The 26797-nt window shown below is 39.9% G+C and carries 23 protein-coding genes and 1 tRNA gene; 10 read left to right on the top strand and 14 right to left on the bottom strand.

The features are described 5' to 3' along the window. Positions 1–40 precede the first annotated feature (40 nt). Positions 41–2170: a carboxy terminal-processing peptidase gene (locus ACEQ81_RS00470; protein ID WP_411028875.1), complete on the bottom strand. Its 2130-nt coding sequence runs from the start codon at positions 2168–2170 to the stop codon at positions 41–43. A 313-nt stretch (positions 2171–2483) separates the two neighbouring features. Here ACEQ81_RS00470 and surE point away from each other — a divergent pair, with 313 nt between their 5' ends. The 5 genes from surE to ACEQ81_RS00495 are packed head-to-tail and all read left to right on the top strand — an operon-like array spanning position 2484 to position 7255. After that, entirely contained in the window at positions 2484–3260 is a 777-nt protein-coding gene (surE, locus tag ACEQ81_RS00475; RefSeq protein WP_411028876.1) for a 5'/3'-nucleotidase SurE, read from the top strand. Beyond that, positions 3250–3534 carry a hypothetical protein gene (locus tag ACEQ81_RS00480; RefSeq protein WP_411028877.1) on the top strand — a complete coding sequence of 95 codons (285 nt, stop codon included), beginning with the start codon at positions 3250–3252 and terminating at the stop codon, positions 3532–3534. The genes surE and ACEQ81_RS00480 overlap by 11 nt, the downstream gene beginning before the upstream one ends. Continuing rightward, the gene (lpxB, locus tag ACEQ81_RS00485) at positions 3535–4647 is read left to right on the top strand and encodes a lipid-A-disaccharide synthase (RefSeq protein WP_411028878.1); all 1113 of its coding nucleotides are present in this window, start codon (positions 3535–3537) and stop codon (positions 4645–4647) included. Positions 4648–4680: 33 nt separating this feature from the next. Continuing rightward, the gene (locus ACEQ81_RS00490; RefSeq protein ID WP_411028879.1) at positions 4681–5235 is read left to right on the top strand and encodes a C40 family peptidase; all 555 of its coding nucleotides are present in this window, start codon (positions 4681–4683) and stop codon (positions 5233–5235) included. 1 nt (position 5236) lies between these two features. After that, the gene (locus ACEQ81_RS00495) at positions 5237–7255 is read left to right on the top strand and encodes a ComEC/Rec2 family competence protein (protein WP_411028880.1); all 2019 of its coding nucleotides are present in this window, start codon (positions 5237–5239) and stop codon (positions 7253–7255) included. 16 nt (positions 7256–7271) lie between these two features. Here the strand turns inward: ACEQ81_RS00495 and ACEQ81_RS00500 are convergent, their stop codons facing one another. Then, positions 7272–8804 (bottom strand): peptide MFS transporter, encoded by a 1533-nt coding sequence (locus ACEQ81_RS00500; RefSeq protein ID WP_411028881.1) that lies wholly within the window; start codon positions 8802–8804, stop codon positions 7272–7274. A gap of 17 nt (positions 8805–8821) precedes the next feature. Then, positions 8822–10987: a S9 family peptidase gene (locus tag ACEQ81_RS00505; RefSeq protein ID WP_411028882.1), complete on the bottom strand. Its 2166-nt coding sequence runs from the start codon at positions 10985–10987 to the stop codon at positions 8822–8824. A gap of 167 nt (positions 10988–11154) precedes the next feature. Between ACEQ81_RS00505 and ACEQ81_RS00510 the strand changes: the two genes are divergently transcribed. Continuing rightward, positions 11155–12477 (top strand): hydroxymethylglutaryl-CoA reductase, degradative, encoded by a 1323-nt coding sequence (locus ACEQ81_RS00510; RefSeq protein ID WP_411028883.1) that lies wholly within the window; start codon positions 11155–11157, stop codon positions 12475–12477. Continuing rightward, complete coding sequence (locus ACEQ81_RS00515; RefSeq protein ID WP_411028884.1) at positions 12474–13397, top strand: GYDIA family GHMP kinase; 924 nt, start codon at positions 12474–12476, stop codon at positions 13395–13397. The genes ACEQ81_RS00510 and ACEQ81_RS00515 overlap by 4 nt, the downstream gene beginning before the upstream one ends. A 10-nt stretch (positions 13398–13407) precedes the next feature. Here the strand turns inward: ACEQ81_RS00515 and ACEQ81_RS00520 are convergent, their stop codons facing one another. The 7 genes from ACEQ81_RS00520 to ACEQ81_RS00550 all read right to left on the bottom strand — a co-directional run bounded on the left by ACEQ81_RS00520 (position 13408) and on the right by ACEQ81_RS00550 (position 21128). Then, on the bottom strand, positions 13408–15531 hold the full coding sequence (locus ACEQ81_RS00520; RefSeq protein WP_411028885.1) for a peptidylprolyl isomerase: 2124 nt from the start codon (positions 15529–15531) through the stop codon (positions 13408–13410). A gap of 91 nt (positions 15532–15622) precedes the next feature. Then, on the bottom strand, positions 15623–16912 hold the full coding sequence (locus tag ACEQ81_RS00525; RefSeq protein WP_411028886.1) for a hemolysin family protein: 1290 nt from the start codon (positions 16910–16912) through the stop codon (positions 15623–15625). 2 nt (positions 16913–16914) lie between these two features. Further along, entirely contained in the window at positions 16915–17118 is a 204-nt protein-coding gene (locus tag ACEQ81_RS00530; RefSeq protein WP_411028887.1) for a hypothetical protein, read from the bottom strand. Then, positions 17119–17718, bottom strand: coding sequence for an LPS export ABC transporter periplasmic protein LptC (gene lptC, locus ACEQ81_RS00535; RefSeq protein ID WP_411028888.1), 600 nt, complete (start codon positions 17716–17718; stop codon positions 17119–17121). 1 nt (position 17719) lies between these two features. Next, a complete protein-coding gene (locus ACEQ81_RS00540) occupies positions 17720–19090 on the bottom strand; it encodes a tetratricopeptide repeat protein (protein ID WP_411028889.1) in 1371 nt (456 codons plus the stop codon). 40 nt (positions 19091–19130) lie between these two features. Beyond that, positions 19131–20399, bottom strand: coding sequence for a hypothetical protein (locus tag ACEQ81_RS00545; RefSeq protein WP_411028890.1), 1269 nt, complete (start codon positions 20397–20399; stop codon positions 19131–19133). Continuing rightward, positions 20400–21128: a type III pantothenate kinase gene (locus tag ACEQ81_RS00550; RefSeq protein ID WP_411028891.1), complete on the bottom strand. Its 729-nt coding sequence runs from the start codon at positions 21126–21128 to the stop codon at positions 20400–20402. 179 nt (positions 21129–21307) lie between these two features. On the opposite strand from ACEQ81_RS00550, the gene ACEQ81_RS00555 reads away from it, so the two are divergent. Further along, positions 21308–21380: transfer RNA gene (locus tag ACEQ81_RS00555), tRNA-Phe, on the top strand. An 82-nt stretch (positions 21381–21462) separates the two neighbouring features. Here the strand turns inward: ACEQ81_RS00555 and ACEQ81_RS00560 are convergent. From ACEQ81_RS00560 to ACEQ81_RS00570, 3 genes are all read right to left on the bottom strand, one after another. Further along, positions 21463–22371: a TolB family protein gene (locus tag ACEQ81_RS00560; RefSeq protein WP_411028892.1), complete on the bottom strand. Its 909-nt coding sequence runs from the start codon at positions 22369–22371 to the stop codon at positions 21463–21465. A 190-nt stretch (positions 22372–22561) separates the two neighbouring features. Continuing rightward, entirely contained in the window at positions 22562–22939 is a 378-nt protein-coding gene (locus tag ACEQ81_RS00565; RefSeq protein ID WP_411028893.1) for a hypothetical protein, read from the bottom strand. 123 nt (positions 22940–23062) lie between these two features. Further along, positions 23063–24124, bottom strand: coding sequence for a Gfo/Idh/MocA family protein (locus tag ACEQ81_RS00570; protein WP_411028894.1), 1062 nt, complete (start codon positions 24122–24124; stop codon positions 23063–23065). A gap of 223 nt (positions 24125–24347) precedes the next feature. Here ACEQ81_RS00570 and ACEQ81_RS00575 point away from each other — a divergent pair, with 223 nt between their 5' ends. Together ACEQ81_RS00575 and ACEQ81_RS00580 are read left to right on the top strand one after the other, a co-directional pair. After that, positions 24348–24797: a RidA family protein gene (locus ACEQ81_RS00575; protein ID WP_411028895.1), complete on the top strand. Its 450-nt coding sequence runs from the start codon at positions 24348–24350 to the stop codon at positions 24795–24797. Positions 24798–24836: 39 nt separating this feature from the next. Then, the gene (locus ACEQ81_RS00580) at positions 24837–25748 is read left to right on the top strand and encodes a RimK family alpha-L-glutamate ligase (RefSeq protein WP_411028896.1); all 912 of its coding nucleotides are present in this window, start codon (positions 24837–24839) and stop codon (positions 25746–25748) included. A 72-nt stretch (positions 25749–25820) separates the two neighbouring features. Here the strand turns inward: ACEQ81_RS00580 and ACEQ81_RS00585 are convergent, their stop codons facing one another. Beyond that, positions 25821–26786, bottom strand: a complete 966-nt coding sequence (locus tag ACEQ81_RS00585) for an NAD(P)-dependent alcohol dehydrogenase (protein WP_411028897.1) — start codon at positions 26784–26786, stop codon at positions 25821–25823. Between the last annotated feature and the right edge of the window lie 11 nt (positions 26787–26797).

Consider the following 26797-nt stretch of genomic DNA (forward strand, 5'->3'; position numbering starts at 1 on the left):
ATAACCGGGTTTTAAAAGCGTTTATAAACTATCCAAATCCTTAGCCTTTTACACTGGCCAATTTGGTAGGCTTAATATTATTGATTTTTAGGTCTTGTAAAACATTTACTGCTTCCTCTACATAAACGTCCTTGGCCAAATTCTTATGCCAGCGGTCTCTCTTTTCCCTAAGAATGGAATCTTTTGTGAATAACTCCTGCTCGTACTTCAAGGATTCGAAAGTAAGTTTGGAATCGTAATCGGACAGGGATTTAAAATAGTCCGATTTTTTCTTTACCGCCAATTCTTTGTTCTTGTAGTCCCTATAATTTAGGGAAACGATTACCTCATCTTGCTGTACTTTTAGCCATTTGGCGTTTTCTTCTATCAGTGATATTTGTGAATTACCCGCCATACGTCTTTCACTATTGGCTATGGTCTGTTCGTAATCTATATATCCATCCCATACTTGATAATCCGCTGGCGAAATCTTGTCCCAAGCTAAGGGGTTTTGTTGATCTCTTTCCCCTAAATCTATATAGCTATATCTGTCCGGTACCACCACATCACTTTTTACGCCTTCCAATTGAGTGGATCCGCCGTTTATTCTATAAAATTTTTGGGTGGTAAGTTTAATGGCTCCTAGGTCCCCATGTTCGTTGCTACGAACAATGTTATCTAAAGGAATTACGTTCTGCACGGTTCCTTTTCCAAAGGTCTGTTTACTACCAATTACCACGGCCCTTTTATAATCTTGCATTGCGGCCGCCAATATTTCGGAAGCGGAAGCCGATAGCTCGTTTACTAAAATCACCAAAGGACCATCCCATTGGATACGCTCGTCCTTATCATCATAGACCTCTTTGTTTTTACCAGAAGAACGTACCTGAACAATTGGGCCGTCCTTAATGAAAAGTCCAGACATCTCCACTACTGTTTTTAGGGATCCGCCGCCGTTATCTCTTAAATCTAGCACCAAACCTTCTATACCTTCTTGCTTTAAACGTTCTACCTCCTTGGCCACATCAGTTGCGGCATTTCTTTCACTATAATCATCAAAATCTACATAAAACTTGGGAAGGTTTATAAGTCCAAATTTTTGATCGCCTTTAATAATATTGGCCGATTTTGCGTAGGACTCTTCCAACTCCACTACGTCTCTAGTAAGGGAAATAACTTGCGTAGAACCATCTACCTTTCTTACAGTTAGGTCTACAATAGTTCCTTTTGGGCCTTTGATCATTTTTATGGCATCATCTAGGCGCATGCCTACAATATCCACAGGGGTGCCTCCTTCTTGCCCTACCTTTATGATCTCATCCCCAACTTCTAATTGTTGATCTCGCCAAACTGGGCCTCCAGAAATAATCTCCACTATTTTGGCACCCTCAGGTTTTTTCTGCAAACGAGCTCCGATACCTTCAAATTTTCCTGACATACTAATATCAAAGCGCTCCCTATCTTCGGGTGCAAAATAAAAGGTATGAGGGTCAAACTCATCCACAATAGTATTTATGTATTGTACAAACCAATCTTTGCGTTCCAAATCATCGATGAAATCAAAAAATTCATCCAAGGTATTTCTGGTAGATTCCCTAGACGCTAGTTCAATTTCCTCTTTAGAAAGTATCTCCGCTGAAGGATCTTCTTCTTTTTTCTTCTTTTGGTTCGTTAATTTTCCATCATAGGTGCCGAGGGTGGCGTATTTCAATTGCTTTCTCCATCGTTCTGTCAAATCTTTTTTAGAATCTGCAAACGCCTGATTATCGTATTTGATATTTATGGTCTCATCCCTACTGTAATCAAAAGGCTGATCCAACACTTTTTTATAAATCTCCTTTGCATCTCCCATACGCTTCATTAAGCGCTGATGTACCAAGTTAAAAAAGCTTATATCCGTATTCTTGATCTGATCATCTATTTGGAACTTGTATTTTTCAAATTCAATAATGTCCTGCTCCAAAAAGTATCTCTTTGTAGGGTCTAGGACATCAATAAAATCTTCAAAAATATTTACTGAAAAATCATCATCTATATCTTTTGGTTCATAATGGCCTTTTTCCAAGACATAGGCAATAAGGTCTAACAGTAGTTTGTCCTTATCATCATTTTCAAAAGATTTATTTGTAAAGCTGCAAGAAGCTACAGCAACTAACATTATCAGTAAAGCCAGGGCAAAATTCTTTTTCATATGCTGATCTTTTTAGATTTTTTTGCAATCTGTCCTTTCAGACGGATTGTGCTTGGTTCTTAATACAATATGAATTCTCTAAGATAGTGAAAAAACCATGCCAGCCTTGTACGTAGGCATTAATTTTTTGTTAAACGGTGGGGCCTCCGAGCATTCGTTCATTACTATTTGGCTGTTACCACCTCTTACTTGCACCATCTGAGGTTATCCCTTATAAATCCTATAAACCAGTAACTAGAATATCGCCGGGATAGGGTAGATTTATACCAATAACCACATTAAAAACGTATTTTTACACTTTAAATTATATCGAATGGCAAAACCGTTGATTCTTGTTACCAATGACGACGGCATAACCGCTCCCGGTTTAAGGGCCTTGATCGGTTTTATGAAAGAAATTGGAGAAGTGGTGGTCGTAGCCCCCGATAGCCCACAATCTGGAATGGGACATGCCATTACTTTGGACAATACCCTATACTCCAAAAGGGTTAAAATAGACCAAGGAGATACCATGGAATACAGTTGTAGCGGTACCCCGGCCGATTGCGTAAAAATGGGCCTGCAAGAATTGTTGGAGAGAAAGCCGGATATTTGTGTCAGTGGTATTAACCACGGATCCAATTCCTCTATCAACGTAATCTATTCGGGAACCATGAGTGCGGCCATAGAAGCTGGTATAGAGGGCATACCGGCAATTGGTTTTTCGTTATGCGACTACTCCTGGAACGCCAATTTTGAGCCTGTAGGGGAGATTGTAAAGAAAATTGTTTTGGAAGCTTTAGACAAGGGAATACCAGAAGGTGTAGTACTCAATGTTAACCTTCCAAAAACTGAAAAAGACGAAATAAAAGGTATTAAGGTTTGCCGACAGGCCAGGGCAAACTGGAAGGAAAAATTCGATAAAAGAACCAATCCAATGGGAAAGAATTACTATTGGCTAACCGCAGAATTTGAACTTTTGGACAAAGGGGAGGATACAGACGAGTGGGCATTGGCAAACGGCTACGTTTCCGTGGTACCTACCCAGTTCGATCTAACGGCCCACCATGCCATACAACATATCAACAATTGGAACTTACATGAACACTAAAAAAGAGATTTTAATAGGTATTGTGGTAGGTGTTATCGCAAATACCATTGGCTCACTATTGTATATTGTTATATTTTCCGACCTAAGTATTTCGGACACGTATAAAGCCGCTGTGGCCCAAGGACACGTTGGCAGCCTTTTGGCCTTGGGAGCCATTCTTAATTTAATCGCTTTTTTTGGTTTTCTTAAACTTCATCGAGACCATCGGGCAAGAGGGGTAATAATTGCTACCTTGCTTACCGCTATGGTAATTCTTTACTATAAATTGTTTTAGATGAAGTACTATATCATCGCCGGAGAGGCATCTGGCGACCTCCACGGGTCTAACCTTATCAAAGCACTGAAAACTAAGGATGCTGACGCAGTTGTGCGTTGTTGGGGAGGTGATCTTATGCAAGAGGCCGGGGGCGACTTGGTAAAACATTACAAAGACATGGCTTTCATGGGTTTCTTGGAGGTTTTGTCTAATTTGGGCGCAATTTTCAGGAACATTGCATTTTGTAAAGAAGATATAAAGGCATTTCAACCCGATGTAGTGATATTTATAGACTATTCCGGGTTTAACCTGAGAATAGCCAAATGGGCCAAGGAGCATCATTACAAGACCAACTATTACATTTCTCCACAGATTTGGGCCTCTAGGGAGAGTCGCATCAAAAAAATAAAACGAGACATAGATGCCATGTACGTTATCCTTCCGTTTGAAAAGGATTTCTACGAAAAAAAACACGGTTTTCCGGTTCATTTTGTCGGTCATCCCCTCATAGACGCCATTGGAGACAGGCCACCTAAGGATGAAAAAGTATTTAGAGAGCAAAACAACCTAGATCTAAACAAACCAATTATTGCCCTTTTACCTGGCAGTCGCAAACAGGAGGTTCAAAAAATGCTATCGGTAATGCTTTCGGTAACCAAATCATTTGAAGCATATCAATTTGTTATAGCGGGGGCACCAAGTTTGGAGCGCGATTTCTATGCAATTTTTCTAGCCGATCCAAAAATTGGTTTCGTAGCCAACAAAACCTATGATCTGCTTAGCTTCTCGTATGCCGCATTGGTAACCAGTGGTACAGCTACCTTGGAAACGGCACTTTTTAAAATACCTCAGGTGGTATGTTATAGGGGTAACTGGTTGTCTTATCAAATAGCAAAACGTATTATTACCTTGGATTATATTTCACTGGTAAACCTTATTATGAAAAAGGAGGTTGTAAAAGAGTTGATACAAAACGATTTGAACACCAAAAACCTTACTGTAGAGCTTACCAAAATTCTTGATGGGGGCCATAGGGAAAAGCTCTTTGAGGCGTATTATGAGCTAGAGCAAAAGCTGGGAGGAAAAGGGGCAAGTACTAAAGCCGCCACCTTAATTGCAGAAAATGCTTAATTTTGATATCCAAGAGACTCAAAATTAACTTGGATGGTCCGCAAAATCTTATCTTTTTCCCTACTGTTTTCACTCATCGGCTGTGGTGTCGTAAAGAAAAAAACGTCCTACGCAAAACCTAGAACAGTATCTGTTGAAGGGACTACCAAATCCGATAGTATTCCCAAGGAATCCAATCCAAAGGAAATTCCCAATACCGTACTCACCAAAGCGGACGGCATTATAAATACCGCCATGACATACTCTGGGGTACGCTACAAATTTGGGGGCACCACAAGAAAAGGGATGGACTGCTCCGGACTCCTTTTTGTATCCTTTGCCGAGCATAATGTGGCCCTTCCCAGAGCTTCTTACCAGATGGCAGATGATGCCAAGCGTATAAAATTGGATAAGGTAACCAAGGGAGATCTCTTATTCTTTAAAACCAGCCGCAAAGGAAAACGGATAAATCATGTAGGTCTTGTGGTAGATGTTATTGGGGACGACATTAAATTCATTCATTCCACCAGTTCTCGAGGTGTAATAGTCTCTTCATTAAGAGAAGGCTTTTGGAACTATGCCTTTGTAAAAGCTGCCCGGGTGCTTTAGTATGCAGTTATTAAAATTTGTTCCTATTAAGCTTACCTTTTTCCTTGTGTGCGGTATCCTCATCGGACACTATTCAAATTTTGGGGTTTACGGTCCATTGACCTTTGCAATTACATTGCTAACACTTCTTGGTATTTCCCTAGCTCGAGAGAAACGTCCTTTCTCATCTATTTTTGGGATGCTTACCTGTTTCACAGCAATCGCCATCGGAGTGTTGTCCATTTCCCTTTCGCAACCAAAAAATCAGGAAAATCACTATACCCACAAAGCATCATCCGGAATACATGTATGGCATGTAAAAATAAGGGAGGTATTGAAACCAACCCCATTTTCAGATAAGTATACCGCCGAACTGATGGGTTTTGAAACGCAACGGGTTTCTGGCAAAATACTTCTGAACGTAAAATCGGATGCCCTAAAGACGAAACTGAAGGTTGATGACGAACTTATGGTGAAGACCTCTTTAGCAGTTATAGCTCCACCATTAAATCCGCATCAGTTTAATTATTCGGCATACATGGAAGGCCTGGGTATTTACCATCAGTTGAACATATCTAACGGCACGTATTTTAAGTTTCAAAATTCGCGTAAAACCCTTTTCGGTTTTGCCTCAATTTTACGAGAAAAAATCATATTAAAATTAAAGCAAGAACACTTTGGAGATCAGGAATTGAGTATCATTCAGGCACTTCTGCTTGGACAGCGCAATGATATTTCTGAGGTTACCTATGACAACTACAAGAAGGCAGGCGCAGTCCATATTTTAGCCTTATCCGGGCTTCATATAGGTATTATCTTGTTGTTGTTGCAGTTTTTTCTAAGCCCTATAGCGCTGTTTCCCCACGGTAGAACATTAAAAATGATTTTAATTGTAGTGCTGCTTTGGGCATTTGCGTTGTTGGCAGGTATGTCTGCGTCTATTGTACGGGCAGTTACCATGTTTTCCTTTGTTGCATATGCCATGTATCTGAATCGGCCAGCCAATACCTATAATATTTTGGCGCTATCCATGTTTTTTATTCTCCTTGTCATTGATCCGCGTTTATTGTTCCAAGTAGGATTCCAAATGAGTTATGCCGCAGTTTTTGCCATAGTTTGGATCTTTCCTTTACTTCAAAAATTCTGGTCCCCTAAAAACTATCTCCTGCAAAGGTTGTGGCAATTGTTATCGGTCAGTATCGCTGCTCAGCTTGGCGTTTTGCCCATTAGCCTATTCTACTTTCATCAGTTTCCAGGTCTGTTCTTTGTATCTAACCTACTGGTTGTTCCTTTTCTGGGCATAATTCTGGGGGCAGGTATTTTGGTAATTGTTCTTTCTTTGTTAAACAGCTTGCCTTACTTTTTAACTGTTGCTTACAACTCCTTAATTTATTTCATGAACACTGTCATTGCATGGGTGGCGCGACAAGAGTTATTTATTCTAGAAGCTGTTTCTTTTAATTTAACCGCACTAGTGATTAGCTATGCCCTCATAATTTGTGTAGTACGCCTTTGCACCCAAATGACCTATAAAAAAGCAGTTACCCTTTTGGTTGTAATTATGATTGCACAATGCTGGGCCTTTTACAATACCCATCAGATCCGACAAAAAGAATCGTTGTTGATAATGCACCAAAGCAGAAACACTGTTTTGGCATATCGGTGGGGAAGTGACTTGAAGGTATTTTCAAGTAACCCCCAATTGGCCAAAAATGTTATGGAGAACTATAGGATTGGGGAATACATAGATTCTCTAAGTTACCTACCCTTAAAAAATGGCTACAGTTTTGCCAACAAGCAGCTTTTTGTTGTGGACAGTTTTATGATTTACCCTCCAAAAGAGCTAAGGCCCGGGCACGTACTATTAACACAATCACCCAAGATTAATTTGGAAAGGCTAATAGATTCTGTTAGGCCCCAAGGTATAATAGCAGATGGTAGTAATTATAGAAGCCATGTAAGGCGTTGGAGGAAAACTTGCCAGAAAAAAAAGCTCCCTTTTCACTTTACTGGAGAAAGGGGAGCCTATTATTTTGAATAGTTAAAAATCAATTCAACTAGTGTACATTGCCCATTAATCTCTTCATTAAGGGTGAAAAAATAAGTACCACTACCCCTGCGGTAAGTGAATACTTTGCAATTAAGCTAAACCCATCTAAGTATACGTACAGGGTTTCGAACCCGCCTACGTTACTATCTGTACTTTCAATGGCCAACTTTTTTGAAATGAAGCCTACAATTTGAAAAGCATAGGCCGAGGAAAGAAACCATATACCCATCATAAATGCGACGATTCTTTTGGGCGATAAATCCGTTATCTTTGATAGTCCAACGGGCGACATGAACAATTCTCCTACAGAAATTAGAAAATACAGTAGCAATAAATAAGAAAAGGGTACCATACCATTTTCATCTGCACTGCCCCCGCTCAAAGAGAGTACATAAAAACTTATTCCTGCCAAAATAAGCCCCATACCAAATTTATAGGGTGTACGTGGATTGATTTTCTTTTTGGCCAAATAGGTCCATAAAAGCGATATAGGTATCGAAAGAATTACAATGAACATGGAATTTAATGCATTTGTCTGACTAGCATTTATCATTGTAAGATCAACATTTCTTGCCGCAAAAAGTGTTATAACACTTCCATGCAGTTCATGGAAACCCCAGAAGATGGTCATAAAGAAGGTAATTAAAATGGCCATAAAAAGCTTCTTACGCTCATCCAAGGTAGCCTTGTACATAATGTAGCCCATATAGAGCAAGATTGATACACCAATAAGTTTAAAAGCAATGTTTACCAGATTTTGCCCTTCTAGAAAAGACCCTTCACCACCTACGGATTTGTAAGAATAGAGAAGATAGGCTATTAAAGGTGCGGAAAGAAATGTGAGTATTGGTATAAGATGTTTTTGCGGTATGCCCCACACTTTTTTCTCATAAACTTCTATGTTGGGGGGAAGCCCTCTGTTTCCAAAAACGTTTTTCTTAATACCGCTCCAAAAGGCCAACAAACCTGTAAGCATCCCTATACCTGCCAAGCCAAATCCGTAGTGCCATCCATATGTTTCACCAAGCCACCCACAAAGCAGTGGTGCCACAAAACCTCCTATATTAATGCCCATATAGAAAATGGTAAATCCGGAATCTTTTCTAGGATCTCCAGCTTTGTAGAGCGTCCCTACAAAAGTAGAAATGTTGGGTTTAAAGAACCCATTGCCTACGATTATAAAGGCAAGGGCCAAAAAGAAGGTAACGTTATTTTCTATGGCCAGCACAAAATGTCCTAACGACATTAGAACTCCACCCAAGAAAATGGACTGCCTCATTCCCAAAATTTTATCGGAAATTCGTCCGCCAATTACGGTAGAGGCATAAACAAGGGATCCATAAGACGCATATACAGCGGCGGCGGCATAGTCCCTAGTAGATAAGGCCTCAAAAATTACATTTACCATGTAAAGGGTAAGCAGGGCCCTCATGCCATAGAAACTGAAACGCTCCCATAGTTCTGCAAAGAAAAGATAGAACAGTCCTTTTGGGTGTCCTAAGAGTTGTTGTTGGTCTTCTGTGGTTATTGTGTCTGCCATAAGTTAAATGGGTTGGTTTATAAATTTTCCTTAATAAAGTCGGTCATTTTGGTAAATAAGTGCAGGCGGGTATTGCCTCCATAAATACCATGGTTTTTATCTGGATAAATGGCCCAATCGAACGGTTTATTGGCCTGTACCAAAGCTTCTATCATTCTCATCGTATTCTGTACATGTACATTATCATCTCCTGAACCATGAACCAAAAGATACTTACCTTTTAACAACTCGGGATAATTAAAGGGAGAGTTCTCATCATAACCGCTAGGGTTTTCTTGTGGCGTTTGCATATACCGTTCCGTGTAAATGGTATCGTAAAATCTCCAAGACGTTACAGGCGCAACGGCAATGGCCATTTCAAAGACATCACTGCCTTTTAGGATACAGTTTGTAGACATAAAGCCTCCGTAGCTCCAACCCCAGATGCCTGTTCTGCTCTCATCAATATAGGCGAGTTCGCTAAGTTTCTTGGCCGCTGCAATCTGATCTTCCACTTCGTATTTTCCCAATTCTTTTTGCGTTACTTTCTTAAAATCGCGTCCTTTGAAACCCGTACCTCTTCCGTCAACGCAGACAATGATATACCCTTGTGATGCCAGCATTTGATACCACAAATCGTTAGCGCTCATCCATCTGTTGGATACTTGCTGCGATCCGGGACCGCTATATTGAGACATAAAGAGCGGATACTTTTTTGAAGGATCAAAATCCTTGGGCTTAATCATCCACATATTTAGATCGTTGCCATTAATTGCAAGAGTAGAGAATTCTTTAGGGCTTATCTCATAACCCCCCAATTTGGACAATAGGGTCTTATTGTCCATAATATCCTTCAATTTTTTACCGGTTAAGGCTGTATGCAAGGTATATGTATAAGGGGTATTCGCCGAAGAAAACGTATTGATGAAATACGTAAAGTCGGCACTGAAATCGGCAGAGTTTTGCCCTTCATTGGACGTTAGCCTTTTCTTTTTTCCACCTTTAATATCAACACTATAGACATCTCTATTTATAGAACCGTTTTCTGTGGACTGATAATATATCCGGTTTTTATTTTGGTCATAACCGTAATAGCTAGTTACTTCCCAAGGACCTTTAGTTATTTGGTTCAATAACGACCCACTACGATCATAGTGATAAATATGATGGTTTCCGTCCTTCTCGCTGGTCCAGATGAAACTATCGTCCTCCAAAAAGGTTAGATTATCCGTTACATCTACATAAGCATCGTCCTTATCTTCCAAAAGAAGCTCTACCGTATTGTCCTTAGCATTTACGGCATGTAACTTTATGGCATTCTGATGGCGATTTAGCGTTCTAACGCTAAGGTAATTTGGATTGTTCATCCATTTTATCCGAGGGATGTAATACGGATTCCCTAAATCTACCTGTGAAATAGCGCCAGATTGCACGTCTAGCATATGTAAGGATACCTTGGCATTTTCTTCTCCTGCCTTAGGGTATTTAAAAACGTGAGGTTGTTGGTAGAGTTCGGTACCATATACATCCATGGAGAATTCGGGTACATTGGTCTCATCGAACCGTAAAAAAGCTATTTTAGATCCATCGGAATTCCATTCAAAGGCTTTAACGAAGGAAAATTCCTCTTCATACACCCAATCCGTTACACCATTGATAATGCTATTTTTTTTGCCATCTGTGGTGATTTGGTTCGTTGTACCATTGCCAATGTCAAACACATACAGATTGTTTTCGTATACATATGCCAGCTGACTATTATCAGGAGACAAAGTTGGCTCTTGTATTTTATGTTCCGCAATTTTTAGTGCCGCTTTGGTGGCAACGTCATAAACGTAATAGACCCCTAATCTGGAGTGTCTAAAAATAGGTTCGATCTCTGTAGCAAGTAATACTTTGGTCTCATCCGCACTAAACTCGTACGAACTAAACCTAGGGATAGTTTCAGAATCGGAAGAAGCTACAATGGTCCCTACTTTTTCCAATGTTTTGTAATCATATTTATCTATTGAAGTAGCGCCCTTAGACCTATCAAAATTTAAAATGGTGTATTGTTTCCCATTTTTCATAGAACGCAGAACATCCAATCCTTCTGTTCTAAATTCTCCTCCCCAAATTTCTTCAAGTGTTATTTTCTTTTGTTGAGCGCTAAGGGTAGCAACAAAGGCCAGCACAGAAAGTGCCAAAATCACAGTTTTCTTCATACGGAACTAAAGATTGTTTAAAATTTTCCAAGTTTACTAATAATTTAACAGAAAACTAAACTTTAGTTGCAAATTGTCATTTATTAAAAGCCTTTTGGTCGCAATCTGCCCAAATCCTACAATTATTTGCTTTATGCCTATCTTTGAATCTCGAAACCGACAATTTTATGATTACTCCTATCAAGGGATTTTCCAAACTGACCAAAGCCAAGAAAATCGATTGGATCGCTACTAATTATACGGACAACCCTGAGGAAAGCATACGCATCCTTAAGCAATATTGGAATGCAGATGCAGCTTTGCAAAAGCTTCATGACGAATTTATAGAAAATACACTCACCAACCATTACCTGCCCTTCGGCATTGCACCTAACTTTCTAATTAACAAAAAGTTATATGCTATTCCTATGGTCATCGAAGAAAGTTCGGTGGTTGCGGCGGCCAGTAAATCGGCCAAATTTTGGTTATCCCGTGGAGGATTTAAAACTAGCATTATAGGCACTCAAAAAAATGGGCAAGTACATTTTATTTTTAAGGGTGATTTTAAAAAACTACAAGAATTTTTCATTTCTATTAAGTCAAAATTGATCCAGGACGTACAACCCATCACCAAAAATATGGTGAAGAGAGGGGGTGGTATTGTGGATGTTGAACTAAAAGACAAGACCGAAAAGCTTAAGAACTATTACCAGTTACATTGCACTTTTGAGACTTTGGACGCCATGGGGGCCAATTTTATAAATTCGTGCTTGGAGCAATTTGCCAAAACACTTACTGCCGAGGCACAACACTTTGCTTCATTTTCCAAGGAGGAACGTCATGTAGAGGTGGTTATGAGTATTCTTTCCAATCATGTGCCCAATTGTACGGTACGGGCCGAGGTGAGCTGCCCTGTGGAAACTCTCAATGAAGACCCTTCCCTAAAACCCTTGGAATTTGCGGAAAAAATGGTTCAGGCGGTAGCCATCGCCAAAGCCGAGCCCTATAGGGCAGTGACACATAATAAAGGGATTATGAACGGCGTGGATGCGGTAGTGCTGGCAACCGGAAACGATTTTAGGGCGGTAGAGGCCGCGGTACATGCCTATGCTGCCAAAGACGGCACATATTCTTCTTTAACAAACGCTCATATATCCGAGGGCATATTTACCTTTTGGATAGAACTCCCCCTGGCATTGGGTACTGTGGGTGGACTTACCAAATTACATCCACTGGTAAAATTGGCATTGGAAATTTTACAAAAACCTTCGGCACCCCAACTAATGCAAATCGTTGCCGTAGCCGGACTTGCACAAAACTTCGCTGCGTTACGTTCTCTGGTAACCACTGGCATCCAGGAGGGGCATATGAAAATGCACCTGTTGAATATTCTAAACCAATTGGGTGCCACGGAATCGGAAAAAGCAGTGTTAATCAATTATTTTAAGCACGAAACCGCAACCCATAGTGCTGTTGTAGATGCTTTCAATGGGCTGCGAAACAAACCATGAACCAAGAATTCTACAGTAGCGGCAAATTATTACTTACCGGCGAATACGTGGTGCTCGATGGTGCTATTGGGCTAGCCATACCCACCAAGTACGGCCAAAGTCTTCAGGTAAATGAAATTACCGAGCCTAAGCTCGTTTGGAAAAGTTATGATCACCAAGGCAAAGTATGGTTTGAGCATGTTTTTAATTTGCCACTTGTTGAACATTTAAATATGGTAGATACGGATACGGAATTCACTACCATCATAAATACTTTATATAAAATCTTAAAGGAAGCTACAGTCCAAAACCCAAGATTCCTTTTTGGCGAAGGAGGGTACTCCGTAAAAACAAACCTCAATTTCCCAAGGGATTGGGGACTGGGCACCTCTTCTACCCTAATCAACAATATTGCCCAGTGGGCCAAGATAGACGCTTATGGGTTGCTATGGAAATCTTTCGGGGGAAGTGGTTACGATATTGCCTGCGCACAAGCCAAAGGTTCTATCTCTTATCAGCTAAAAAACGGAGTGCCAATTGCCAAGGAAATTCATTTTTCCCCATCCTTTACGGATCGATTCTACTTTGTTTACCTCAACAAAAAGCAAAATAGCAAAGAAGGTATTGCCAGTTATAGAGCATCTGCTATTGATAAAGAAAAAGTGATAAAGGAAATATCGCTTATTTCACAAAAAATATTGGTATGCGACCAAATGTATGACTTAGAGCTGTTGTTGCAACAGCATGAGCATGCTATTGCTAGAATTCTTGGGGTTTCTTCTATAAAAGAATCGTTATTCCCGGATTTTAAGGGAGCAGTTAAAAGCCTTGGTGCTTGGGGGGGTGATTTTATATGGGCAATTGGAGGCGAAAAAACCCCCGCGTATTTTAACGCCAAGGGTTTTGATGTTGTTATTCCTTATTCTAAGATGATCCTATAAATATCTTGTACTAATAATAGGTGTCTCTATTATCCTCTATTTCCGCATTTTTCTTCAATGCATCGTAAACGGCAGTGGTTACTTTAGCTGCACTGGATGATTGTAAGGTATTTGCATATGTACTGTAGTTATCTAACTCTGGGGCTTCTTCTTTTTTGGTTACCGTAATCATAAAAACCCCACTTTCTCCTTTAATAAGTCCGGATGTTTGGTCTAGATCCAACGCAAAAGCACTACCCACCACCAAAGGCTCTCGCCCGGCTCCTGGTATAATCGGCGACTTAACCGTTAGGGCCGACGCTGTTGCTGAAGTTAGGTTATTGTCCGTCGCCAATGCATCTTTGGACTTTCCGGTATTGGCACTAATAATCTGTGTTGCCTTACGTTCTTTTCTGAGTATGGGAAGTACTGTTGCCGATGCATCTTCAACAGACATAAGGCCTTCGCTATATTTAGCGGTCAATTGCACAACCGCATAACCATTGTTAATGTTAAACCTTTTTATATCGCCTGCTTCGGTCTCTTCATTAAACGCCCATTGTACAATTTTCCTCTGTGCAGAAAGGCCGGGCAAATTTTCATCCATGGCCTTTATTTTGTTTACCGGTCTTACCGTCAGTTCACTTTCTTTGGCTAGATCAACAAAGGACTTTTCCGAAGATGTAGTAGCCATTTCAAACTTGGTAGCTTCGGTAAATAAAGTATTTATGGTTTCATCGGAAGGCTCAATTTCCCTTACTAAAGTGGCTATTTGTACTAAATCTTGCTTATCATCAATCTTTACAATATGATAACCGAAATCGGTTTCTACCAAATCAATGGTACCAACTGGGTTACCAAAAGCAAAGTCGTTAAATTTATCGGTCATCACTCCTTCTTGGAAATAGCCTAAGTCGCCACCTCTTGGGGCCGATGGGCCATCTGAATTATCACGGGCCAATTCAGCAAATACCGCATCGTCCTTTTGAGCATCCTTCAATAGCTCTTTAGCTCTTTTTTCCGCTTCCTCCTGGGTTCTGGTTACCTCAGGATTTGCTCTTTCCGCTCCTTGGTAAGTAATTAGGATATGACTTGCCTTTACTGAGCCATTTGGTCTTTTACCTACCATTTTGGAAACTTTAAAAGCATCGTCGTCGCGGTAAGGACCATACATCTCACCCACCTTAAGTGCTATCAAGGTATCGGCAAATTTAGTCGGAAGATCTTTTTTGGCCTTGTAGATCGTGTCGAATTTAACATCGGAATTTCGATCCAAAAAGGCGGTCAGGTCGTCAGTGCTCCTAAAGCCAGCAATGGTGTCGTTGGTATCGGTACCAGAGTTATATTCTACAGTATCATCCAACAAAGCGGTAATCTGCGTATTGATAGCCCCTTCATCTTCCAAGGAAGGTTTTTCTTCAAAATATACAAACTGTATGTCTCTAGATTTTTCTTGTTTGTAATTTTCCTTATGCTCGCTTATATAATTTTCAATTTCCTTTTTGGATATTGTTATGGTGCTATCGGCAATGGAAGCATAAGGTACCCTTACGTAATTAATGTCTACTTTGTCATTGGCCAATTTATATTCCAATTCACCTTCCTTTAAGGTTGCTCCTACACCCGATCTTATTAAATTAAAATAGGTTTGTTCCTTGGCACTTTGTATAATGGCTTCTTCATCTTGCAACCAAAGTTGGTATTGGGAAGGACTATTTACTTTTAGGTCTGCAATGAATTCCCTAAACTTAATTTCATCAAAAACCCCACTTTCATTTAAGAATTGCGGGCTTTGCGAATATGCAGGATTGGATTTGATAAAATTTATGATTTGATCTTGTTCTATATCTATTCCTAAATCGGCAAATTGTTGTCCTAGGATAGTGTTTCTTACTTCTTGGTCCCATACGGTGTTCACCAACTGCATGGAAGACGATGTAGGCCCAAACCTTCTGGATGCCGCTTCTATTTTTTGCCTAAACTTATCTATGGACAGCTCATCGCCATTGATTTCGGCGACAGTGGATCCTATTTTTCCACCTCCCCCTAAGTCGTTACTGGTAAAAATACCCGATATAACAAATGCAAAAAGGGCCATCCCAATAATTAGTATCAATATAGTGGTCCTTTTTCTAATATTTTCTAAAATCGCCATTGCATGGATTGTTTAAAATCAGTTCGCGAAAATACCATTTTAATTGAAATAATAAAAACTAAAGCAAGCCTATCTAAGGCTTAATAGACAGTTAGTCCTTTTCTAGGACCTGCAGTGAAACCAAATCTATTTTTGTGCTAGAGACCTCTAAAATGGTAAATAAAAAGTTCTCTATCGTTATTTCGGAATCTTGTTCGGGTATTTCCCCGGTCTCGTGCATAATAAGACCTCCCAAGGTTTCATATTCTTCACTTTCGGGAAGTTCCAATTTGTAATTCTCATTTACATAATCTACCTCAATTCTGGCCGAGAACTTATATGTGTTTTCATCGAGTTGTTCTTCCTGTAGATCGGTAGAATCGTGCTCGTCCTCTATTTCTCCAAAAAGCTCTTCCACAATATCTTCTACTGTCATTATGCCGGACGTGCCACCATATTCGTCCAACACCACCGCAATACTCTTTCTCTTTTTGGTTAGCACATTTAGAATATCGTTTATCAACATAGTTTCGGGCACAAACTCAACGGGCAATAAAATACTTTTTACGGTTTTGGGTTTTTTAAATAGTTCATAAGAATGCACATATCCGATAATGTTATCTATGGTACCCTTGTATACCAATATTTTTGAGTAGCCGGTTTTTGTAAAGAGTTTAGTCAAATTCTTTGGGGTCTCGTGCAGTTCCACGGCCATAATCTCTGTTCTTGGAACCATTACTTCCCTAGCCTTTACGGCAGAGAAATCCAAAGCATTCTGAAAAATCTGTATTTCGGAATCTACCTCGTCCTCTTCCTCAACAGTTTCCATTTGCTCTGTAATGTAATCTCCAAGTTCCATTTTGCTAAACGCCAATTGGGTTTGATCGGAATCGGTTTTAAAAAATGTTTTTAAAATAAAATCGGATACCTTAATCACAAAGTCCGAAACAATGGAGAACAGCAAATAGAACAGGTACGCCGGTAATGCAAAAAATTTTAAAAGGGTATTGGCATAGATTTGAAAGAGTACCTTGGGTAAAAATTCTGCGGTAAGTAAAATGATTATTGTTGAAATTATCGTTTGGGTAACCAAGGTAAAATCTGTTAACAACAGATCTAAAAAGCTATAGGAGGTGGGGTATATGCTGGTAAACCAACCCATTAAGAGATCGCCCATAAAAAGCCCATAGACAACCAATGCTATATTGTTTCCTATTAGCATAGTGGCAATAAACTTGGAGGGTTTTTTGGTAAGCCTTGTGAGTATTAGGGCCAAAAAACCTTCTTGCTTCTTCTCTATTTCTATATGGATTTTATTGGCGGATATAAAGGCTATTTCCATTCCCGAAAAAAAGGCCGAGAGCACTAAGGAAATACCAATGATTACAAGGGAGGTTTCCAAAACTACTTTTTATTTTCGTTTTTACGCCGCTCGAATCTTCTTCTATAGTTTCTTCTAAAGAAAAACATCCCAGTGGAAACCAGGGCAAAAAAAATAAATATATAGGTGCCTTCCCTGTCTGCTTCCCATAATTCAAAAATCTTGTAGACCGATACAATGGCAACTACTAAGTAAAGGTATTCTGTATATTTTAAGATCTTAATCATTTATTCTTCTTTTATTGTCATGAGACCGTAGGTTTTATGGGCGTTAAAGAAACTGAAATCCCTATTGAAATCCATGCCTTCGCCATCCATTAACGTACCATCTTCGGGGTTTGTATACTTAAATTTGGCTTGGGTAAATATCCATTCGTTACCTCTGTCCCAATACAGTTGCGGACTTTCCAATTTTTTACCGTCATGGCTTTCAATGACTACATTACCCTGCAAATCTATCAAATTTGTAGCCGAATAAATAATTCCATAATCGGCTTTTATAATGCTTTTGTTATTATCCTCATCAAAGAAATCTACCTGAAGTCCGTTCGGAAAGGTTCTATATGGAAATCTTAGGTTCTCAAAATCTTCACTTATGGGGCTTGTTAAAACCGCTACGATTCTAGACGAGGCGGTATCTTCATTTTTCACCTCTTCGGATGTTTCGGTATACGTAAGCACAAAGTTGTGGGCCACTCCCTGCGGGAAAATCTCTTTTTGGGCCTCATCCCCTATTCGCTTGTAGTTGTCCTTACAGGATAAAAACAGCATTGCCATAGAAAATACTATGGCAATGCTGAAAAAATTATTTCTAAAATGTTTTGTCATCTTATAGGGCGGGCACTTTTACGCTTCCCCCTACCCAGCAACTGAAAGAAACGGTCTGACCTGCTTTTCCAGAATTGAATATATCGGTTTTAGATGGTGCCTTTGCATTGTAGCTGGCAGCTGTTTGTCTTGCCCTACCGCTCAATGATGGATCTACTCTGCCTGCTTTACGGGCCATTTCTGCAGCCTTCCAGTATATGGCACGTTTTTCAAAAGGTGTGCTTCCACATTGGTTGGCACTACCCGCGTATAGGTTGGCAATCAATAAATACGCTTTTCCATTTGCCGAATTGGCGTTGATTGCTTTTTGGGCATAGCTCCTTGCGGTAGACTTACTTCCTCTTCTATAGATCGTAGCAATCTTGTACAAAAGATTGGACTTTCTGTAAGAGTCCGTTTCCAATTCCACGGCCTTGTTAAAATCAGCAATAGCACCATTGGCATCCCCAGCTTTTTGCTTTAAGGTACCGCCATAAACGTAAGCATCAGCGGATGGATCTAAAGCAAGTTGGGCTTCAAACAATTTTTTAAACATAGGATCGTCCGTACATTCTTTGCTAAACATTCTTCCAACGGCTCTTTTTACCCATGTAACATCACCTTTTTTGGATTCAAAGCTTTTCTCATATAGTGGAATAAGGTTCTCACATTCTGCCAAAGCTCCAAGTTTAGAATCTATACTCCCGGCAATTTTACCAAAAGACTCGGAGTTTGTAGTGGCAACTTTAAGTCTTCTCTTTTCTTTTGAAGTAAGCGTGCCCTCTTCTTCCTTGGGAAGTAATTTGGCAATTACACCGGTAAGCTTTTTATTCTCTTCCTCAATTTTTTCCGTAACGTCATCATAGGTATCAAATACCGTCTGCAAATCCTTGCTGCCTGCATTATGCAAATCTACGAGGTTAGAGAAATACAGATACAGCGCCTTGGGGTTTTTAAAGTTGGCCCTGTCTTCGTTAAATGCATGTAACAGCATATCATAGATTTCCTGATCGGAGGCCATTTTGTTATCATAAAGCATCATAGCTTTATCTATCATCACATCTGCCATCTTCGCTTTCTTAGGGAAATACTTCATGCTGTTTTCCCCTAATGTGATGATATCCTTAATATAGCCTTCTTTCTCCGCTCCTGAAGCTTTTCCTATTTTATCTCGAAGGATTCTTTCACCATAGGCAAAAGTGGCCCAGTTAAGACCGGGACAACTTTCATATACCATTTTCCATGGTGTATAGGCGGCGTCATAGTTTTTTACTTTCGCATGTTCTGAAAATATGGAAAGGTTGGTCATACATTCCGGATTTTGAGCTTGAGCATTGGTTACGCCTACAAATCCCAAAACCGCAACAACCATAATGTAAAGGTTCTTTTTCATCTTAGTATGTATTTAAAGGTCTCAATTTACTAAATTTTTATCAATTTATTTTTCTTTTCTGGAACCATCTATCGTTTAAAGATAGGCCAATGTTCACTTTTAGATAACTTTCTTCTATTAGGTTGGCATCTGTAGTTCCCCTTCTTCCCACCTCAAAACCAAGGTTTAGATTGGAGAAACTTGCTCCAGACGGTAACCCCAATCCAAAAGTTATGCCAAAATTATTTATTTCTTTGTTGTTGACCATTAAACCGGACTTGGTGTATTTAATACCAGCTCTGTAAGTAACCCTTTTAAGAAAGCTCGAAAAAGAACTGTAATCTGGTATGAAATATCCTCCAATAGCTATGTTACTGGCATCCTTGTACATAAAATTATCCTCAACATTTATAAAGTCGTTATTGAAGGAGCTCAATTTCTGAAAACTGTATTCACCTCCAATAAACCACTTTTTGTCCTGTCCAAAACCTAGGCCCAAAGTTGTGGTCGTAGGTATTTTTAATTCTGTATTTCTTAGCCCACTGGCATCTAGATCTACATTTATTATTTCAATGTCCGTACCGTTAATGTTAGAGAACGAACCTATTTCTTGTTGATTTTCGGACACCAAATTAGCTTGTGTATTTATCACCGCCGAGGTGTAGAGTGTGTATTTTTCCTTGATGGTAGGTGTATAATTGGCTGCAAAGACGAAATCGAGACCATTTACCTGAGATTCCCTTCGGTCTAAAGTACCAAACTGTACATTTTCTACCCGCTGCAGCCTATCGTTCTCTAGAGTACCGAAATTAAAATTAGTGGTTGCCCCTATCGTAAGATTGGGCAATATCTGATAACCCAATGAAAAATACACCTTGTTCAATCCTCCTTCGCCCGAAAATGCATTGGTTACCTCAGCCCCATTTTGATTTACGCTCTGGGATGCAATACTATACCCAACAGAAGAAAAGGGCATAAGTCCAAACCCCATTCCAAATCCTTTTCCTAAGGGAAACCCAATGGATAGGTAGTCCAAATTGGTAACGGAGGTGTTTTCCTGACTCTCAAAACTTTTAAAACGAAACTCTCTGTGAGAAGCACCAATAGTGTATGCCGTAAGTCTTAATTTGCCATATGCGGCCGGATTACGCAGATTTATATGAATACTATCCGCATACATACTAAGCCCACCCATCATTTGGTTCTCCACCGTACCTACGGACCTTAGCTCTCCAACACCGAAAAAAGAATATGGGGAAACCGTACCGTCTTGTGCGTACGTACTACTAGCAATGCACAGCAACATTGCAACTACAATTTTTTTAACCATCTAGCTTTTATTGTATTCCAGCAAATAATTTAATCCTTCCAGGAGAAAATTGGAATGCGCAAATATGGTATTTTTTAATCGTTTTGACAAAAATTGGGCATCCCCCCCTGTTAAAATAACTGTTAAATCTGAAAAACGGGAACTGTATTGATCAATTACGCCGTCAATTTCCATGCATATACCATTAATTATACCACTGTGGATACTGGTTTCGGTGGTATTCCCTATAAAGTCCAATAGGTCTATAGGCTCTAACAAAGGAAGTTTGGAAGTTTGGTTGTGCACGGCCTTATAACGCATAATTAAACCTGGGGAAATGGCCCCTCCAAGATATTCGCCATAATCGTTTATCATATCATATGTAATGCAGGTACCGGCATCTATGACCAAGGTATTGCCCTTAGGATTGTGATAGAAAGCGGCTGCCGCTAGGGCTATTCTGTCTACCCCTAAAGTTTGAGGGGTAGCGTAAGAATTTTTAAAAGGGGTTTTGGAAGCGTGGTTTAGCACGTGTACCTCACAAAAAATAGAGAGCATGGCAATACGTTGCTTACCCAAATGACCTACAGCGGAAACTATTGCTCTTCTGATATCGGGGAATTGATCGAAAAACGCCTTTACTTTCGTCGAAAAATCGGTTAGGTTTACTTTTTGCAAATAGATAATGGCATCTTTATCAAAGACGGCGAGCTTAACAAAAGTATTACCGGCATCTATTATCAGGTTCATAATACGAAGGTCTTATATTAGAAAGGCCTGTAGGGTTACATTGCGCAACTGTAAAAATAGCGGTTATAATTGTTAATTGTAGAAATTTGAGGCCTTTATAAAAAAACTGATTCCTTTTTTCCCTTTTTTGTTTGTATATCCTAAATTTGAAATTATATTTGCACCCGCCTAAACGGCATGGTACCTTAGCTCAGTTGGTAGAGCAACGGACTGAAAATCCGTGTGTCCCTGGTTCGATTCCTGGAGGTACCACAAGAAAAAACCGCATTCATCTGATATACAAGATGTTGCGGTTTTCTTGTTTTCTTAAGGGATCTTTTATTTTAGTTCCCTATCAATATACAAGTTTAATCTTTTCGATTGTGCCGTTAGTAAGGTTAAACATATGAAGGCCCTTAGCGCCCTCGTGATGCCATTCGAAAATCAATTTCTTTCCTAAAGGATGCCATTTGGCATGAAGCTCTTGCCCTGCCATAGAAGTGATTTGCCTAAGACCCGTACCATCCGCATTAATCATATAGAGATTAAAATTTCCCGAATCGCTTAACGATGGATCATCTTGATTTGAATGAAAGAGTATTTTAGTTCCATCAGGAGAATATTCCGGAAACCAATTGATACCATCAATAGATGTTAATTGCCGAATATCGGAACCATCTAAATTCATGCTGAAAATATCATAGTTATCCTTTTCCTTAAAATCTGACGTAAAGACAATTCGGTTTTGGGTTGTCATCCGTGGATACCAATTTTGCCCATCGGGATTGTGAAGTTCCCTAATGTTGGAACCATCTGCATTCATTATCAACATTTGGACCTTTCCATCTTTTGGAACGGTATTAAAAACGATTTCATTTCCATTTGGTGACCAATTAGGCTCCACATTATATCCGGCTAGGTCTGTCAGCTGAGCTAGATTTTCTCCATTTGAATCCATCACAAAAATTTGGGCACCCTCATTAAGGTCTGCATGAAAAGCTATTTTCTCGCCATTGGGAGACCATACCGGGCCTTTTTTTATACGAGCACTGGTAAAATGGGTGAGCTGCCTAACGTTTTCGCCATTGATATCCGCGGAATATATTTCCCAAACATCTTTAGATGCGTCTTTCGCATAAATAAAAGCAATTTTATTTCCGTTAGGCGAAATATGAGGTCTTCCTATGTGTCCTATCAACTCCGTTTTATCCGAAATGCAATTCGTGAGTAGAATAATTATAAGAGTAAGCAGTAGATTTTTCATAAGCTAATTTACAGCTATGTTTATAGACAAAATCAGTACTGGATAACAAATATTAAATATATGCTTTACCTGAACAATAGTTAACTTGAAATATGAAGGGTTTTTAGAAAGACCTCTAGGATAGTGGCCAAATTGAACCATACAAATTAGTTATGGTTAAAACAATTCATTGGGTTGGTTTTAAAATTGATTAACGCACCAGCCTAACAACCACTTCGTCGTCTGCAATACCTGGATCGTCCAGATAGGTCAGTTCTAAAACCGAACCCTTCCTTTTTTGAACAAATTCTGCCCCTTCTCCAATAACAAGATTGTTTCCTTTGCTACCATAGAACAATTCCCTAGACTCTATAAGCTCCCCATCTCCATCAACAATTCTTATTGTTAGTGTATTCGCTTCATTGTCGAATATCCAATGTTCGGTAGAACCCTCCTCTGGTGGGCCACAAAAGCAAACCCTTTCTACCAATCTATACGTTCCTTCTGGTAAGCCGAAGTTATCCCCGTCATCATTGGTACAAGATAAGATCATGTAAAAACCGAACAATGCTAGAATGATATTTCTCATGTTGGTGTTTTACTTTAAAGATTCAGTTACAAACAAAAGGTTGCTTAAGTGTTTTTAAGAATCTGACCACCCTGCTTGGCTAAGAAACCAATAACACAAGATTTCACAAAACTTTTAACCCCACTATAAAAACACGGTCTTACCTGTTTTAAAGGCTTTATCTGCGGCCAAAACTATATTTAAACTGCTGATGGCATCTTCAATATGCTGGGTTAAGTCTACGTCTTTTTCTACTGCATCCAATAAAAACTCCTGCTCTAGTTGGCACAAGGCATCGTGGCTTGGCTCATTTTCCGTAGCGATAAATTCATCTTTTTTAACGAAATTACCGTGTTCATCCAACATACCATGGTGCAATTGCAAACATCCTGTTTGTGTATGCCCTTCTATATTATCGGATTCTTGATTACTTTTCTCTACGATACTTATACTTCCCCGAGGTCCAATTACATCTTTGACAAAAAAAGCGGTTTCGCTCATCATTGGCCCCCAACCGGCTTCGTACCAACCTACGGACCCATCTTGGAAAGTTACTTGTAATTGACCATAATTATACATATCCGGAGCAATTTCATCGGTCAAATTTGCACCAATGGCACTTACTTTAACAGGTTTGGCATTTACCATCTGGCACATTACATCAACATAGTGAACACCGCAATCTACAATCGGGGACATAGAGTTCATTAGTTGTTTATGGGTATTCCACTGGCTTCCATAACTTTGTTGATTCAAATTCATACGCATTACCAATGGCTTCCCTAAAGTTTGGGCAACTGCCACAAATTTACGCCAGGCCGGATGCACCCTTAAAATATAGCCTACCACCAATTTTAATCCCGCTTTTTTAGCCAAATCGGCAAGTTCCCTAGCATCTTCAACCGTTGTGGCAAGGGGTTTTTCCACAAAAACATGCGCTTTGGCAAGTAAACTTTTGCGCACATAATCGGCATGGGTTTCGGGATAGGTATTTATAGAAACAACATGTGGCTTTGTTGCCCTTAACGCTTCCTCAAAATCCGAAAAAGTGGGCAAACCGCCCAACTCTTCGGCCAATTTGTTCCTACTATCGGGATTGCGACTAACAAGTCCCACAATTTGAAATTTGTTCAATTTATTATAGGCGCGGGCATGGGAAGTTCCCATATTACCGCAACCGACCACGAGCACCTTATATGTTTCCATTAAAACCGATTTTTTGGATATCCTTATGCTGTAATAACCTTTATGTCTTTAACCGAAGGTAGCCAATTTAGTAAAACTTAGGTTATATGGTGCAGGTTAGAAACCCAAAATTCCCCACAAAGTAACTAGCCCCGTTTTTTATTAAGATCCATCCATCATTATTTCTTAAATTGATCCTCCTAAGACTAGGAAAAGAGAAATCTTCTAACAAACAGCTCTAAAAATGATCACAGAAAGATTAAAAGCATTGGGTTATACGTATGAACCTGCAGATTTAAAGGTATTAGACTTTCATCAAGCGGTGCGGACCGGAAATCTAATTTTCACCTCTGGCCAGACTTCTGTTCTTGGGGATATGGTTATTAAAGGCAAGGTAGGGGAAGATGTAGACGTGGATACTGCCTACAAAGCAGCGGAAATCTGTGCTTTTAAGTGCCTTAAGGCCGTAGGCGCAATTGCCGATGTAAACGATATTGTTAAAGTTGTAAAAGTATTTGGGATGGTAAATACCGGAAAGGATTTTAACAATACCTCCGGTGTAATCAATGGGGCCACCCATTTCTTGAACAAAATTTTTGGAGATAGCGAGAGTCATGCACGGTCTGCCGTAGGTATGGTGATCCCGGGAAATTGGGCGGTTGAAGTAGAAATGGTGGTAGAAATGAAGCAATAGTGTTTTAGCATCCTGTCTCCTTCAAAGGCAATAAACACAATGGACAAAGGCAACGACCAAACAACATCCAAGAGCACAAACGGCCTTAGGCTGGGTATTGTAACTTGTAGTACCGTTCCCAATTTAACGGAAAGCGAGCAAGCCCTGATCCCTCTTTTTGCGACACAAGAAATAATTGCGGATGCCCTGGTATGGAACGATGCTTCCATTGTTTGGAAAGATTACGATTATCTTATCATTAGATCTTTATGGGACTACCACCTGCACCTCAAGGATTTTCTTAAATGGTTGGAAGATTTGGAAAATTATGGGGTAAAAACGCTAAACGCCCTACCACTATTAAAATCCAATGCCCATAAATTTTATTTGAAAGAACTGGAAAAACAAGGGTTTACCATTGTCCCCACCATTTTTCATGAAAAGACAAAACCTTTGGACCTTTCTTCCCTACAAGGAAGCGGATGGAAAAAAGCGGTGATTAAACCTGCAGTTTCGGCCAGTGCTTTTTTAACGGAAAAATTTGAGGTCGGTAATTTTGATAACATTGAGAAAAAGTTCAATGGCCTGGCCCATGGCCGCGACTTATTGATACAAAAATTTATGCCCCAGATACAAAGTTTCGGGGAATTATCGATTATATTTTTCAATAGAAAGTACTCGCATACGGTATTAAAAACGGCCGTACCCAATGAGTTTAGGATTCAGTCCGAATTTGGGGGAGTGGCCCACGGCTATGAGCCCAATGCCAGTATTATTGAAACCGCCGCCCATATCCTCTCGGCCTTTGAAGGCGATATTTTATATGCCCGTGTAGATGGCTTGGTACACGATGGTAATTTTATTTTGATGGAGTTGGAACTTATAGAACCCGAGCTGTTTTTTGATCACAAAAAAGGTGCTTTGGAACGTTTTGTGGAAGCCACCTTAGAAATTATCACCTCCAAGACCTAGTATACATATTAACTGGGTATTGCAAGTTTCCTTCCTTTAGTTTTTAGGGTGATGAAACACCTGAAAACAACATCAATCGACCACCATTACTACATTGCCCCGTTTATGGCCCTGTTCTATATAGTTATGGGCATCAGGGACCTCATCAATCGAAAAACGTTTATCGATCACTGTTTTCAGTTTACCTTCCTCCATCATTTTTTTAAGGAAATCCAGTTCTTCCTTATTTGCTCGGGTAAGTCCGGTCATTATTCTCTTCTTACTTGTTAATCTGGCCCATAGGCCTTTGAGCAAACCCGATATGAGGGGAACGGCGGTTATGTAGCGTCCTTTCTTATTTAGCAGGCGCATACTTTGTCTGTACGAAAGCGCACCCACTACATCAAAAACCAGATCGTATGAGGTTCCCAGCTTGCTAAAATCGCCTGCCTTATAATCAATTACTTTATCCGCACCTACGGCTGTTAGCATTTCCAATTTGTCGGCGCTATCCACTGCAGTTACCATAGCCCCAAAGCATTTTGCCAATTGCACGGCATAGGTTCCTATACCACCCCCGGCACCGTTAATAAGTATGTTATCACCAGCTTTTATCCTAGCTTTTTTTAGAAAATGTAAGGAGTCTAGGCCTAACCCCATTGGGGCAACCTCTTCATAAGTAGCCTCGTTGGGCATGGAGGTTAAGGCGCCACTGGCCAAAAGACATAAATACTCCGCATGTGCACCAAAACCTTCGCTAATACCAAAAAGCTTATCGCCTTCTTTAAATGTATCCACGTCTTGCCCTGTTTGGGCCACTTCCCCGGCCCAATAGCTGCCCAGTATTCTTTTTTTGGGTTTTCTAATCCCAAAAAAGAGCCTTACAATAAACCAGGTGAAATTGGGTATTTTGGGGCTCCGCATTTCACAGTCGCCCATAGTTATGGCCGCGGCCTTAATTTTTATCAAAATTTGCTTGGGCTTGGGTATTGGTTTTTCTAGTTTTTTAAGTTGAAGCACCTCTGGAGGTCCATAGGTATCGTAAAAGATTGCTTTCATATGGCAAGCGG

This window comes from Spongiimicrobium sp. 3-5 (genome assembly GCF_046557915.1).
Taxonomy (GTDB): Bacteria; Bacteroidota; Bacteroidia; order Flavobacteriales; family Flavobacteriaceae; genus JBHEBG01.